This window comes from Rhizobium sp. B21/90, assembly GCF_019355815.1.
Classification (GTDB): domain Bacteria; phylum Pseudomonadota; class Alphaproteobacteria; order Rhizobiales; family Rhizobiaceae; genus Rhizobium; species Rhizobium rhododendri.
The window spans coordinates 233,861-248,419 of record NZ_CP072166.1 but is presented as its reverse complement, the minus strand read 5'-3'; the positions used below and the strand labels follow the sequence as shown (position 1 = coordinate 248,419).

Genomic DNA, 14,559 nt, shown 5'->3' with positions numbered 1-14,559 from the left:
TCACACTCACACGATTGGCGACGGGATAATTGCTTTTAATAGGAGTCTGTCTTGAGGCATATTGTATTCGCGCCGTCGACCACCGCGCTTTTGGTCATCGACCTGCAGGAAGGCATACTGCAAAGAGCACTCGCGCCGCACTCTTCTGAAACTGTGGTGACAAATGCTGCAGCTCTCGCCAAGGCGGTCGCGACATTCGGCGGTTTGACGGTTCGCGTCAAAATGGACTTTTCCAAACTGCCGGGCCAACCGACAGACGCGGAGAGCCGGATGCCGGACCCGCTACCACTAGGTTTTTCCGAATTTTCATCGGCTGTATGCAGCTTGAGCGGACCTGTCGTGACCAAGCGCCAATGGGGCGCGTTTCACGACACTGAATTAGATATATTGCTAAACAGGGGCGGTATTACAGCCGTCATAATAGCTGGGATTGCAACAAATTTTGGTGTCGAAAGCACAGCACGCGAGGCGTGGCAGCACGGGTACTCAGTCATAATTGCGGAGGACGGATGCTCAAGCCTAAGTAGAGAAATGCACGAGTTTGCAGTCCACCGAATTTTTCCAGCAATCGCGCGTGTGCGATCAACAGGGGAAATCATTCACTCGATCAACGAAGCGCAGCGGTAAATCCCTCCGTCCCGTGATCAGGCGTTTTGCGCGATTTACGGGGGCCGAAGCAATGTGTAAGAAGCATCTAGTCTTTCGGCGATTACTGTAATGCGGGTAACAGGTTAGGCGTTTGACAGGAGATCAAAACTGAAAGTTCAAATTCTCGCAGTCGAAAAGTCTGTAGTTTTGCGAAATCCGGGAAAAGAATCTGAGCAAATCCTATGTCAGGATAATTCCCCAGACGCGCAAGTGACCATCACCAGAGTGACCATGAAGCCAGGCGCAGTTTCAGCTCGACATAGTCACCCCAACTCAGAACAGACTTGGTTGATAGAAGCTGGCCAAGGAATGCTGTTGCTTGAAGGCGACCAATCTATGCCTCTCAGTGCTGGTGAAATCGTTAGGACACCGCCATGCGTCGTTCATGGTATTGAAAATACAGGAGAGGGAGCCTTGGTTTATCTCGCTATCACCACGCCACCAGAGGACATGGGGAAGTACTACGAAGGGTAGGCAAGGCATACGCTGAGGCTGGGGATGTATAGCCCCTCAGGGGGGCAACATCTTACTCCCAACGTATGTACCTCGGCGTTTTGAACAAATTACTGTGTCGTGCTACCACGCACCTGGACTGCCGGGAAATGCACAAATCTTTCCGTCGAACATTTTTGAACATTTCAAATAACACCGCAACATTCAGAGTCGGACTCGAAAAGGCTTCAATGATATCGATACCTTGCGAGCCGCCGGGTTATCAGGCGAATGTGGGCGATCATAATCCATGCCTCTGAGGAGGCGATGGATTTTTCGACGTCCTTTGCTAGCCTGCGGCATCTGCCAAGCCACGCGAAGGTCCGCTCGACGACCCAGCGTCGTGGCAGAACTTCAAAGCCTTTCGCTTTGTCCGAGCGCTTGATGATCTCGACCGTCCAGCGTCCGATCTTCTTCAATCGCCGCTTCAACTTATCGCCTGCATAGCCGCCATCAGCGAAGACATGCAGCAACCATGGCCACCTGTGGCGGATGGATTTCAGAAGATCAGGAGCACCATCGCGATCCTGGATGTCGGCGCTGTGCACCATGAGACCGACCATCAGGCCAAGCGTATCGACGATGATATGGCGCTTTCTCCCTTTCGTCTTCTTACCTGCATCATAGCCTCGTATGCCACCGCTTTCCGTAGTTTTCACGCTCTGACTATCGATCACACCAGCCGTCGGACTTGCCTCTCTGCCCTCCAACTCGCGTGCCTCCATCACGAGATGATGGTTGATGCGTGTCCAAAGTCCCAGTGCCCGCCATTCATAAAAATAGCCCTGGACCGTTGAACAGGGCGGAAAATCCTTCGGCAGCATCCGCCACTGGCAACCGGTGGTGGCGATGTAAAGCAGAGCATTTACGACCTCGCGCAAATCAGTGGTGCGAGGTCGACCCAAGCGGCGGGGCATCGGCAAAAAAGGCGCAACCAGTTCCCATTCCCGATCCGTCATGTCACTTGCATAGCGAGCCGTTCGCCGGGCATATTGCCGACGGGTGATTTCAGTCCAGGCCATCGTGAACTCCATCGAATCTTTGCAAATCCGAAGGAATCATAACCTGTTGAAATCACCCACCTCTTTTTGAGGCAGCCAATCAGACAACTAAGTTGGCCACGGCAGAGATGCCATCGACCTTGGAGCCAACATTTGAAAACCCTATTATTCGCCATTTCGCTAGCCGCGTTGTCTTCTATCATATCTGGGTGCACCACGGCAGATCCGACGCCCTACTCAGGACTTGCATCTAGGTCTCAGCTTCGCTCAAACACCGAGGACAAATCTGGTCGGGTGCCGTACCGCTTCTCAACCACCGTTGACTGGCGGCAGTACACCAAGATCATCATCGATCCGGTCACCATTTACCGGGGTGAGGACAATCAGTTCGTCAAGCTCACAAACGCTGACAAGTCGGTCCTTGCCGACTACATGCAGAATGTCTTTACGTCGCGACTCAAGACAAGGTTTGCAGTTGTCACGAGCCCTGGTCCACAAACCGTAAGACTGCACCTGACGCTGACCGGAGCGAAGGACACCACACCCATTCTCGGACCGCTCTCACATTTGGATGTCGGCGGCGTCGTGGTCAACACTGCGCAAGCCGTTCGAGGCCGGGAAGGGACAATGGCTGGGTCAGTGAGCTACGCCGTTGAGATTTACGATTCCAGTACCAATCGTCTGTTGTCTTCTTACGTCACCAAGCAATATCCGATGGCAATGAACGCTCGTGCGACGTTTGTGCGCTTGAAGGGTTCAAAAATCGGAATCGAAAGGGGCGCAGACTCTCTAATTGATCAAATGGCAAAGCCGCTAGTGATGTCTGAGAATTAGCAGCGGCTAATCCTTAAGCCGTTGACGGTCGTACTTAACATCGCCAGCGATAGTGTTTGCTTGAATATGGCGCCCTGGCGCCTCTACTCGCTGAATTCAGAAACCATTTCCTCATCCAGAAAGCGATACTGTCTCGTTTCTGTTGTTTTTGGTTGATGTGGCCGGAATTCTCTCCATAAAGCTTTACCTGGGGACATTCCATGTCGTTATCTATGTCAGTAACGCGGACTGCATTATGGGCGTGCGTCGCTCTCTCTATAACGGCCTGCAGCAAAGAGGATGCCACAAAGAAAGTCGCCGCGGCGCCACCGACTCCTGTGTCCGTTGTAGAGGTGAGGCCGCAAACTCTACCGGTCGTCAGTGAATTGCCGGGGCGTGTTGCCTCGATGGTTACTGCTGACGTCCGCCCGCGCGTGACTGGGCTGGTGCTGAAGCGGGTTTTCGAGCAGAAAGCTGGCGTCAAACAAGGTGACCTCCTTTATGTGATTGACCCGGCTCCATTTCAGGCCAAGGTTGATTCAGCGCAAGCAGCTGTTGACAGCGCGGTAGCTGCTCGAAAATTGGCCTCCCAGAAGTCAGACAGGCAAACACAGCTCGAGCAAAAGGGCGTTACCAGCGCAGATGACAGTGAGACGGCAATCGCGACGCTGGCCCAGAGCAACGCAGATGTTTCCCGAGCGGAAGCGGATTTGCGCTCGGCCGAGCTCGACCTTCAGTATACGCAGGTCAAGGCTCCCATCACCGGCACGATCGGTCGCGCTCTCATCACCGAGGGCACGTTGGTCAGCCCAACCTCAGACGTGATGGCGACAATCCAACAGATTGATCCGATCTACGCTGACTTCACCCAGCCCGCCGACACATTGATACTGTTACGAAATGCTATCAAGACGGGTCATCTTAAGGAGGTGGGTCGGGAGAGGGTAGCCATGAAGCTCGTGACGGAGCAAGGCAGTGCGTACCCACACGAAGGCAAGCTGTTATTTTCGGAGGCAAGCGTGAACGCCCAGACTGGGCAACTGATCCTCAGAGGCGAGTTTCCAAATCCGGAACACAATCTGCTTCCAGGCATGTATGTTCGCTCAAAACTCCAGCAGGGTTCCCTGGAAGGCGCATTCGCTGTTCCGGAGCAAGCAGTGCAACGCGATACTGCAGGAAAACCTCAGCTATATATTGTCGACGCTAAAGGGAAAGTCGAAGTTCGCAACGTGACGCTCGGCTGGATTGTTGAAGGCCGCTGGGTTGTCGTCAAGGGTTTGGCAACTGAAGACAGGTCGTGGTGGAAGGATTTCAGAAGATTGCTGTCTCCTGCGAAGGGCAGGAAGGGTGATGCTGATTTACACCGTCGTGGCGGCGGTGACGGCGTGGATGTTCCTGCAGCTGCCCTCGTCATTCCTACCCGATGAAGACCAGGGAATGCTGCTGGCCCAAGTTCAGGGTCCCGCCGACGCGACAGCGGAACGGACGCTTGATTCCATTAAGGCCATGGAGAAAATCGTCACCTCAGAAACATCTGTTGAGCGTATCGTAGCGATTAGCGGGTTTAGTTTCTCCGGATCAGGAGAGAACGCGGGGCTCGCGTTCATCACTCTCAAGGATCGGAGCGAGAGGACGTCTGTGCAGTCGGCACAGGCACCATCGGCAAAGTTCAACGCCGGCTTCCAGTTGATCAAGGATGCAAGTGCCTTCGCATTGTCACCACCAGCGATTTCCGGCCTGGGTAGCACCAACGGCTTCGCTTTCCGGCTTCAAGACCGAGGAAATCTGGGGACTGCAGCGCTGAATGAGGCGCGCGACCAATTCATGGCAGAGGCCCATAAAAGCCCCGTTTTCGTAGGCGTGATGGTTGAGGGCCTTTCGGACGCGCCGCAAACTGTGCTGACAATCGACCGGGAGAAGGCAAATACTTATGGCGTGACATTCGCCGATATCAATCAGACAATCAGCACAAACCTTGGCTCGTCCGACGTCAACGATTTCCCAAACTCTGGACGCATGCAACGTGTCACTGTGCAGGCGGACGCAGACAAGCGTGGAACTATCTTCGATGTTATGAACCTTACCGTTAGAAACGCCGCGGGCGGGATGGTTCCGATCTCCGCATTTGCGAGATACGAATTCACGAAGGGATCCGCACAGATCGTCGGCTACAACGGTTTCCCCGCAGTCCGGTTCAGCGGGCAGGCGGCAAACGGGTATTCGTCGGGTGACGCCATCACGGAAGTCGAGCGCATCGCGCAGACGCTTCCAGCCGGCTTTGGATACGAGTGGAGCGGCCAGTCCCTGCAAGAGATCCAGTCGGGGTCGCAAGTTCCGATGCTTCTTGGTCTTTCAGTTCTACTGGTTTTTCTCTGTTTGGCCGCACTCTATGAAAGCTGGGCCATCCCGATATCAGTGCTTCTCGTCATCCCTCTCGGCGTTATCGGGGCCGTTGGCGCGGTGATGCTGCGCGATATGCCAAACGACGTCTACTTCAAGGTCGGCCTGATTACGATCATGGGTTTGTCAGCTAAGAACGCTATTCTAATTATCGAGTTCGCTAAAGACCTAAGGGCTGCTGGAAAATCGTCGTTTGACGCGGCGGTCGAGGCAGCACATTTCCGTTTCAGGCCTATTTTGATGGCGTCGCTTGCATTCTCACTTGGCGTTGTCCCTTTAGCTATAGCCACTGGGGCTGGGTCGGCAAGCCAGACTGCTATTGGCACGGGCGTCCTCGGTGGTATGATATCGGCGACGCTCCTCGCAATACTCTTCGTACCGGTCTTCTTTGTCTACGTGATGAAGTTTACAAGCCGAAAGCAAGACCAGGCTGTTGTGGGCCTACAAATGGCTGCAGGAGAGTGAGGGCTTAGGCACATAGTCAGGGGTCAGTCCTGGATAAGCTTCATGGAAAAACGGCGACGGTCCTCGATGACGCCTCCGTTGACTTCCACTTTAGTCTGCTCCGCTGTCGATAACAATGCCAGCCGAAGCATCGGCAAACGACTAGAATCAGGAACGTCTTCGCATCTGTCCTTCCCATTGCTCGCCCGAGCTATGGGAACCGCTGGCCAGAAGCAGCAAACTTGCCGCGACCACGCCGCCAATGCCAAAGGCAATCCCAACACTGTCATATGAATACCAGAGATCGGTGCGCGGCCGAGAATGAGCGGCCAGCAAGGCTTCGGTGTTGAAGATGCCGAAGCAAAAGGCTGAAAATCTTGCTTCAATGTTTCTGGCCGTAGCGCATGCGGAGCAGGTAGGCCGTCACGTCGCCTTCTCCGCCCCCTGCAGATCCATCTGGGCCAGAGCCTTCGGCCCCTCCTTCGAGCCCGATATCATCTTGATTGTGGCAGCAAAGTGCGCCGCCGCAACATCTCTCAATATAACTAGACCCAACTCAATAGTGAGGCATGCCATACCTATGGACACGGCAGCTAGATTGCCACGCACGAATTACGAGTGCCGGGAATAAAGCGCCGACAACGATCCAAGGGAGCTTTGTCGTATGTCTTACATCACTCATCTTCACGGAACTCGGGACCAGTCAGTGCCCTTGGTCCGATGCGAGCTCTGAACTGGATTTAAAAGTCCAACTCCCCAGAACTTAACCACCGCCTGTAGAATACTCCTCGACGGCCCAGTCTTGGCGGGACGGTCGTCGGCGAGACTAGCGCCCGTGAGGTCGTTGGAAATCGCATCCCATTTCTTATCGTTCACCACCGTTAAAGCGAGATAGTCAGTTGTTTCTCACGGCCCTCCATAAACGCTACGGGATTGAGCCGTTGCTACAATCCGAAGCCGCTGAATGCGGGCTAGCGTGTCTGGTGATGGTGGCCGGCTTTCACGGTCATCGGGTGACTTTGTCAGAACTTCGTCGCCGCCACGCCGCATCCGCAAACGGTACGACGCTAAAAACGCTTATTGCCGTCGCTGACGACCTCGGTCTGACCAGTCGGCCGCTGAAGCTGGAAATGGCAGATATCGGCAAGCTGAAGACGCCCTGCATCTTGCACTGGGATATGTCGCACTACGTCGTGCTGACGCATGCTTCCGGCCGGTGGGTGGACTTGCACGATCCGGCGAGCGGCCAGCGGCGGCTCTCGCTCAACGAGGCATCGAAACATTTTACCGGGATAGCGCTGGAACTGACACCGGCGACCACCTTCCGAAAACGCAAGGTGGTCGAGCGGGTGCGCCTGGCCGACCTGTGGTCCAGGAGCGCCGGCTTCATTCCGAGCCTGCTGCAGATCCTGGCGCTCTCCGCCCTGTTGCAATTCTTTGTTCTGCTGTCGCCGCTCGTCAACCAGATGATTGTCGATGAGGCAATCTCAAAGGGTGATTTCAGTCTCCTGAACGTCATAGTCATCGGCGCGGCATTGCTGCTGTTGGTTCAGAGCGCCACGACCTTGTTGCGCGGATACGTGCAGATGCATTTCAGCACGCTTCTTACCTTTCAGATGCGCGGCAATCTGTTGCGTCATGCCATGCGCCTGCCTGTCCCGTGGTTTGAAAAACGGCGTCTCGGCGATATCCTGTCGCGTTTCAACTCCCTTCAGCCGGTTCAGGATCTGCTGACAGGTGGCTTTGTGTCAGGCGCGCTGGACGGTTTGATGGCGATCATCACGCTGGCTGTGATGTTGATCTACGCACCCTATCTGGCAGGCATTGTGCTGGCCTCGCTGGCGCTGGTCATTTGCATCCGATTGGGGACTTTTCCTTGGCTTCGCAGCCTGACCAACGAGGGCATCCAGTACCAGGCCAAGGTGGATGGTATCCTCCTCGAAACTATCCGTGGTGCGCGAGCATTCAAGCTGTTCGGACGTGAACTGGAACGCCACGGTGTCTGGCAAAATGCCTATGCCGACAGCATCAACAACAATGTACGCGTCCAGAAAATCAGTCTCAAAGGCTCGGCAGGCCTATCCTTCCTGACGGGTGCCGAGATGCTTCTGGTCTTCTATTTCGGCGCCGGCAGCATCATCAGGGGAGAGATGACGCTCGGCATGTTGCTGGCTTTCCTTTCCTATCGGAGCCAGTTCAGCACGGCGGCGTTTTCACTCGTCGACCAGTATTTCAAATTTCGCATGATCGGCCTTCATCTAGAGCGCCTGGCCGATGTCGTGCATCAGGATCCAGAGCCCGCCCTCAATGCCGCAGCCCGGGGGGATCGTCCACTTGCCGGATCACTTCTCGTACGCAACCTCTCCTTTCGCTATGCCGAACGGGAGGCATGGGTTCTGAAGGATGTATCCCTCTCCATAGAGGCGGGGCAGTCCGTCGTCTTTGTGGGCCCTTCTGGCGGCGGCAAGTCTACCCTCTTGAAGTTGTTGATGGGCCTCTATCCGGCGGGCGAAGGCGAGGTGTTTGTGGACGGCCTCCCGCTCGGCGTCTTCGGGATGCGGGCGTACCGAGCCAAGGTCGGTGTGGTGATGCAGGACGACCAGCTTTTTGCGGGGACGATTGCCGACAATATCGCTTTTTTCGATCCTGAGATCGATATCGCTCGGGTCGAGGAGGTTGTCCGGCTTGTTGGCCTTCACGACGAAATCATGTGTATGCCAATGGGCTACATGACCTTGGTGGGAGACCTCGGATCTACGCTGTCAGGTGGGCAGCAGCAGCGAGCTCTCCTGGCGCGTGCGCTGTACCGCAAGCCGTCCATATTGTTTCTCGACGAAGGGACGGCCAATCTGGATGTCCTGTCGGAGCGCCGCCTCATGCAATCGCTGAGCAAGCTCGGAATCACCCAAGTGATGGTCGCCCATCGCCCCGGAGCCATCGAAGGTGCTGCCCGCGCCTTTGCAGTGGAAAACGGCAATATACGCGAGCTAAAGCGCGATGTGCCGGCCCACCCTTTGCAGGTGGTGCCATGAGTACCCTGTTCCGTAGCGAAGCCACTGAACATCGTCGCCGCATTGGCGGGGAGGTGATGATCGCACAACCGGTGAGCCATGGGGTGATGACCACCGTCCTCGGCTGCCTCGTGGTGGTCGGTGCAGCCTATCTCATGACCGGTACCTATGCGCGCAAGGAAACGGTGCAGGGCTACATAGCCCCGACTGGTGGCCTGGCACAGATTTACGCCGCCAAGGGCGGTACGGTTACCCGCGTCCTTGTCCATGAGGGAGACCTGGTCACCCAGGGCCAGCCGATGGTGGAACTGTCGCTGGAGACGACCGGCGCAGACGGCACGGTCGGTGAAAAACTACGGATTGAGACGCAAGCCCGTATTCAGTCCATCGATACACAGATCAAGGCATCCAACGCCCGCTTCGACCAGGAGGAGCGGCGCCTGTCTTCCCGTGTCGAAGGACTGGGCAGCGAACTGGCGAGCCAGGAGCAACGTCTGGAGTCTGAACGCCGGCTACAAGCCCTGCAAACAGACGATACCGGCCACTACGCCAAGCTCCAGGTTAACGGTGGCGGGACGCGTTTTGAACTATCGCGCCGCCAGCAGCAGATCTTTGCCCAAGAGAGCGTCATCCACGAACTCGAGCGGCAGAAGGAACAGCGGCAAGGCGATCTTGTCGATGCCCGCTCGCAATTGGCCAGCCTGCCGGCGGACAGGGACGACAAGCTCGCTCAGCTACAAGGTCTTCGCAGCGATCTTGAGCAATCCCTTGCGCAATTGCAGGTCAACCGCGCCTATGTGGTCGTCGCGCCGGTGGCCGGCCGGGTTGCGGCGCTACAGGCTCAGCCGGGGCAGACTGCCATCGCGCAATCGCCTCTTGCAGCCCTCGTGCCTGGTGGCAGCAACCTGGAAGCCAATCTGCTGGTTCCGCCGCGCGCTGCTGGCCTTATCCAGCCAGGGCAGGAGGTACGGCTGAAGGTCGATGCCTTTCCATATCAGCGTTTCGGGATGCTTTTGGGCATGTCGTTCAGGTCTCCCGCGCAACCTATCGCGAGGGTGAGCTTCTGGCTCCCATCGCCCTCACAGCTCCCGTCTACCGGGTCACAGTCAGCCTCGAGCGCACCAGCATTGCCGCGTATGGCGAAGAGCGTCCGCTGACCCCCGGTATGACCCTAATCGGCGATATCGTCACAGATCGCCGACACTTCACCGACTGGATAATGGACCCTCTGATGGCCATAGGCAGCCGGTGATGACTGACGGAGGGGAAGGCCAGGCCGGCCACCCCCCACCCAACCTGAAAGGAGACTACCATGAACAACATCTTCGAACTCGACATCGCCCAGCTGGATCTCGTGAGCGGCGGCGCCTCTTCGGTCGCTTCCACGGTCACCATCGGTGCTGATGGTGCTGTCAGCGGCAGCTACACCTTCGGTTCGAAGTCGGGCACGTTTTCGGCATCGCTGCCGGCTGAAGTCGTACAGAAGGCTGGAACATTCTCGTTCAGCAACGCGTCTGGCGACTTCAACTTCAATAGCTCGTTTGCTAGCTAACCGTTTCTAAACGCAATAATCCCGGCAGCCGCTTCCCGGCTGCCGGTCCATCCAGCCTCGTCGGGCTGTTGTCTCCCGCAAGCAGGCTCACGTGGGTTTGACAAAAAGCCTCATATAGCTTTAGTCCGGGTCGTAGCGACTGACTTCGAGGCAGCTTCCAACGGGCAGCATCACGCTGCTGATGATGCCATTGTCGTGCGTGTCATCGGCTAGTTCGGGCAGCGATTCGCGCATGATCAGGTTGTCAGTGCCTCTCGACGCCAGCGTCAGCATCAATCTGCAGAGCGTGTTCGCTAGGGCGGCGTTATTCGAAAGCCCATGCTGGATACAGGATATCATTATACGGCGGCTCATAGCTTCAACTCACGGCTCGCGTTGATTATTCGTTCACCCCCGATTCGAGAGTAACACGATCACGATCGGCTGCCGCAAGCAGTTCTGATATCTCCTGAAGGCTATCGCCTTTCTCTGCCCCCGCAGTTTGCGGCGCCTTTTTTTTCGCCATTGTTCCCAAAAAGCTCTGAAGAGTGCCGCATGTCGCCAGCGGGAATTTCCATCGCGATTAAATAAACTATATAGTACCATTAAAGTGATGGAGTGATCAGGTAGTGGCAAAAGCGAGTGCAATGCGGGTCGAAAACGAAGGCGACGTTTCCGAAGAACAGCCCGGAGACCTCTCCCCGCCGACTAAATCGCCAGAAGAGAGGCGGCTGATTAAACGCATCCTCCTGATCGTCGCCCTCGTGGCGGTTGTCGGCGGCTCCATTTGGTTCTTCCACTACTGGACAGTCGGCCGCTTTCTGCAGTCAACCAACGATGCGTTCCTACAGGCCGACCAGACGGCGGTGTCCCCTAAGGTCCAGGGATATGTCGAACACTTGTACGTGGTCGCGAACCAGAGGGTCGCTGTCGGCGACAGGCTCCTGGAAATCAGACCCCAAGACTATCAGGCCAAGGTCGCGCAGGCGCAGGCGGGTGTCGAGTCCTCCAAGGCGGACCTCGCCAGAGCGCTGGCCGAAGCGAAGCAGCAGATATCCGCAGTCGGTCAGGCTGAAGCCCAGCTTATCTCGGTAAGGACCCAGGCGCGGTTCGCCCAGAGCCAGGTCGACCGCTATCAGTCGCTCGGCCGCTCAGGCGCGACGTCCAACGAGCAGATAGCCACTTATACGAGTCAGCGTGACCAGCAGGCTGCGCAGGTCAAAGTCTCCGAGGCGTCACTAGAGTCTGCCAAAGAGGCCATCAACACCACCGAAGCCGCTGTCAAACAGGCGGAGGCGGCCGTGAGGCAGTCCGAAGCGCAGCTGGCAACCGCCCAGCTAGATCTTGATGCTACCGAGATCACCGCGCCGATTGCGGGTGTCGTCGGCGACAAGTCGGTCAACATCGGGCAGTACGTCTCTGCGGGCATGCGGCTAATGACTATCGTTCCCGTCAACGACATCTACCTCGTTGCCAACTTCAAGGAGACGCAGGTCGAAATGATGCGTGTGGGACAGCCCGCTCACATCAGCGTCGACGCCATTAGCTCCGGCACCCTCGATGGCGAAGTCGAGAGCTTCTCGCCTGGGACGGGCGCGCAGTTCGCCCTGATCCCGACCGAAAACGCCACAGGCAACTTCACAAAGATCGTTCAGCGCATTCCCGTCCGCATCAAGATTGAGGCCAATGCAAACCCACCAAAGCTGCTAGTTCCCGGACTTTCCGTCAGTGTCGAGGTGGATACCCGCGGTAGCTGCTATGGGAAAGGCGAAGCCGTCGAGGTCGGACAATGAGCATCACGACAGTGGATGGCGAGGCCGTTAAACCGCTCGAAAAAGCGGATGCAGCGGCATGGACCGCCGTCACCGCGGGTATAGTCGGTGCGTTGATGGCGACGCTGGACGTTTCGATTACCAACTCCGCTCTGCCCCAAATACAGGGTGAAATTGGCGCGAGTGGATCGGAAGGCACATGGATCGCCACCGCCTACCTCGTGGCGGAGATCGTCATGATCCCGCTTTCTGGCTGGTTCACCGACCTTCTCGGCCTCCGGAAGTTCCTGCTGGTGATGACGTCACTGTTCATCTGTTTCTCGATGGCTTGCGGTTTTTCGACGTCTCTCGGAATGATGGTGGCGGGACGCGTCGGCCAGGGGTTTACCGGAGGCGCTATGATACCGACCGCCATGACCATCATCGCTCTGCGGCTGCCGCCAGACCAGCAGCCAGTCGGCATCGCCCTGTTCGGGATCACCGCTGTCATGGGGCCCATCGCAGGCCCTGTACTTGGTGGATGGCTTACAGAGAACGCCAGCTGGCACTATGCGTTCTTTCTTAATCTCCCCGTAGGCGTCGGCCTGCTTCTGCTTCTCACCCTTGGACTACCGCCTGCGAGGACCAGTCTAGAATTACTGCTGAAAGCGGATTGGCTGGGTATCGTCGGGCTGCCAATGTTCCTGGGATGCCTTACTGTCGTTCTCGAGGACGGGCAGAGAGAAAGCTGGTTCGAGTCCTCGGTTATCGTACTGCTGACGGGATTTGCGCTGTTTGGACTGCTTATGCTTGTCGTTGGCCAGTTGACCGCGGAAAGACCCGTCATCCGCCTCGGCATCCTGTTTCAGAGATCATTTGGGAGTGTCATTGTCATGGCGGTCGTGACCGGTGCCTCGCTCTATGGGATAACCTATTTGATACCGCAGTTTCTTGCACGCATCAGCGGATACAATGCACTCCAGTCGGGCATGGTCGTCCTCCTTAGCGGTCTTCCGATGCTGATGATAATCCCGCTCTTCCCGCTTCTGACCAGAAAGCTCGACCTTAGGATAGCGATCGTATTCGGACTGATGTGCTATTCTGTGAGCTGTTATGTGGATACGGGCCTAACCGCGGGCGCCGATGGGGGCGACTTCAATTTCTCGCAGTTGCTTCGCGGATTCGGGCAAGCTTTCACGCTTATCTTCCTCAATCAGGCCATGACGCGTTCCGTGCCCCGCGAACAGGCGCAGGACGCCGCAGGAATATACACGGCCGCCCGTAACCTCGGTGGTTCCGTTGGTCTTGCCCTGATCGGTACCATGCTAGACCGTCAGACCTCGCTTCACACGCAGCGTTTGATGGAGTCGGTAGCCGCCAATTCCCTCATTGTCCAGGAGCGTGTGCTTCAGTCCGGGAGTGATCCGCAATCTGTCCAGCTCTCCACCGTCAACATTTTTCAGGTAATGATTCGTGAGGCCACCGTCATGGCTTTCAACGACATGTTCTACTTCTTCGCCATCTCCCTTCTAGTCATCACACCGCTGGTGTTTATCCTGAGACCGATTCAGCGCGCACCTGCAGCGGCGATACACTGAGCTTTGCGATCGGTGCCGTCATGAGGAACCTTCAGGATGTCGATACGAACAGGAGACGATGAAAATTACGGTCAATAAAGGCAACGACGCAAAGAGCTCCCAGGCACGCCCACGTTCAAGAGGGCGTCCCGCTAAGGGAAACGAGGCGAATTTGACGGCGGAGATCGTCGCCGCGGCTCAGGTCCTGTTCCTCGACAGGGGGTACGAGGGCACGAGCACGGATGACATTGCCGCGCTGGCGAAATGCTCTAAGAGAACACTGTATACGCGCTTCGCCACGAAAGCCGACCTGTTCGAAGCGGTTATCATCGACTTCACAAAACAGCGGCGGCCCCCGGCCGAGTTGTCGCAGCTTGGAGGCAAGACGCTTTCTGAAGACCTTCATACGGTCGCCGAGAAGCTGGTCGATGCGTTTCTGGATACGCAAGTGCTGGCGCTGTATTTCCTAGTTCATAGAGAGGCGAGAAAGTTTCCCGAACTGATGCGAATCGCCGAAGCTGCCGGAAGAAAGCACTCCCGAGATCGGCTAAGCTCTCTTCTATACAACGGCGGCGTCGAGGACGCGGTTTTTTTAGCGGATCAGTTCTATTACCTCATCCAAGGGCCGATGATTCAGGATACCCTTGGCGGGCGGCCCCCGAACAGGGACGCGGCGATCGCCCGGGCCAGGAAATCAGTCGATTTCTTTCTCCGGGGATGCGGGTTCGCTTGAGGTTCTGAGCAAGCTCTAGTTGTAGTCAGACTGGTAGTCGCTTGAGGGACGTCGTTTCTTGCCCGGGTGGTGATCTTGCGATTTGCACTCGCGGGAAAGGATGTCGCCAGAGGGAGCGGTTTTGGCAAACAGGCTTCCAGAGCGTGCGGTTTCGGAAC

General features: G+C 56.6%; 12 protein-coding genes and 1 pseudogene. 11 read left to right on the top strand and 2 right to left on the bottom strand.

Going from position 1 to position 14,559, the window contains the following annotated elements:
- Nucleotides 1-51 precede the first annotated feature (51 nt).
- Together J5278_RS30705 and J5278_RS31870 are read left to right on the top strand one after the other, a co-directional pair.
- Nucleotides 52-627: an isochorismatase family protein gene (locus J5278_RS30705; RefSeq protein WP_209188332.1), complete on the top strand. Its 576-nt coding sequence runs from the start codon at nt 52-54 to the stop codon at nt 625-627.
- Nucleotides 628-858: 231 nt separating this feature from the next.
- Nucleotides 859-1,122, top strand: a complete 264-nt coding sequence (locus J5278_RS31870) for a cupin domain-containing protein (protein WP_374108343.1) — start codon at nt 859-861, stop codon at nt 1,120-1,122.
- A gap of 206 nt (nt 1,123-1,328) precedes the next feature.
- Here J5278_RS31870 and J5278_RS30695 read toward each other — a convergent pair whose 3' ends face one another.
- A complete protein-coding gene (locus J5278_RS30695) occupies nt 1,329-2,162 on the bottom strand; it encodes an IS5 family transposase (protein ID WP_209187082.1) in 834 nt (277 codons plus the stop codon).
- Between the two features lie 132 nt (nt 2,163-2,294).
- On the opposite strand from J5278_RS30695, the gene J5278_RS30690 reads away from it, so the two are divergent.
- From J5278_RS30690 to J5278_RS30665, 6 genes and pseudogenes are all read left to right on the top strand, one after another.
- Nucleotides 2,295-2,975: a DUF3313 domain-containing protein gene (locus tag J5278_RS30690; protein WP_209188343.1), complete on the top strand. Its 681-nt coding sequence runs from the start codon at nt 2,295-2,297 to the stop codon at nt 2,973-2,975.
- A gap of 200 nt (nt 2,976-3,175) precedes the next feature.
- Entirely contained in the window at nt 3,176-4,381 is a 1,206-nt protein-coding gene (locus J5278_RS30685) for an efflux RND transporter periplasmic adaptor subunit (protein ID WP_219259529.1), read from the top strand.
- Nucleotides 4,281-5,819: pseudogene (locus tag J5278_RS30680) on the top strand (efflux RND transporter permease subunit); the annotation flags it as partial. The gene J5278_RS30685 and the pseudogene J5278_RS30680, both read left to right, overlap by 101 nt.
- A gap of 920 nt (nt 5,820-6,739) precedes the next feature.
- Nucleotides 6,740-8,830 carry a peptidase domain-containing ABC transporter gene (locus J5278_RS30675; protein WP_219259513.1) on the top strand — a complete coding sequence of 697 codons (2,091 nt, stop codon included), beginning with the start codon at nt 6,740-6,742 and terminating at the stop codon, nt 8,828-8,830.
- Nucleotides 8,827-9,966 (top strand): HlyD family secretion protein, encoded by a 1,140-nt coding sequence (locus J5278_RS30670; protein WP_257623526.1) that lies wholly within the window; start codon nt 8,827-8,829, stop codon nt 9,964-9,966. The genes J5278_RS30675 and J5278_RS30670 overlap by 4 nt, the downstream gene beginning before the upstream one ends.
- Before the next feature lie 155 nt (nt 9,967-10,121).
- A complete protein-coding gene (locus J5278_RS30665) occupies nt 10,122-10,361 on the top strand; it encodes a flagellar hook protein (protein ID WP_219259510.1) in 240 nt (79 codons plus the stop codon).
- 120 nt (nt 10,362-10,481) lie between these two features.
- Here J5278_RS30665 and J5278_RS30660 read toward each other — a convergent pair whose 3' ends face one another.
- Entirely contained in the window at nt 10,482-10,715 is a 234-nt protein-coding gene (locus J5278_RS30660) for a hypothetical protein (protein WP_219259507.1), read from the bottom strand.
- 254 nt (nt 10,716-10,969) lie between these two features.
- Here J5278_RS30660 and J5278_RS30655 point away from each other — a divergent pair, with 254 nt between their 5' ends.
- From J5278_RS30655 to J5278_RS30645, 3 genes are read left to right on the top strand one after another with little or no spacing between them, the layout of a single operon-like run.
- A complete protein-coding gene (locus J5278_RS30655) occupies nt 10,970-12,133 on the top strand; it encodes an HlyD family secretion protein (protein WP_257623525.1) in 1,164 nt (387 codons plus the stop codon).
- Entirely contained in the window at nt 12,130-13,689 is a 1,560-nt protein-coding gene (locus J5278_RS30650; protein WP_219259503.1) for a DHA2 family efflux MFS transporter permease subunit, read from the top strand. The genes J5278_RS30655 and J5278_RS30650 overlap by 4 nt, the downstream gene beginning before the upstream one ends.
- A 58-nt stretch (nt 13,690-13,747) precedes the next feature.
- Complete coding sequence (locus J5278_RS30645) at nt 13,748-14,401, top strand: TetR/AcrR family transcriptional regulator (RefSeq protein WP_209187033.1); 654 nt, start codon at nt 13,748-13,750, stop codon at nt 14,399-14,401.
- The last annotated feature ends 158 nt before the right edge of the window (nt 14,402-14,559 follow it).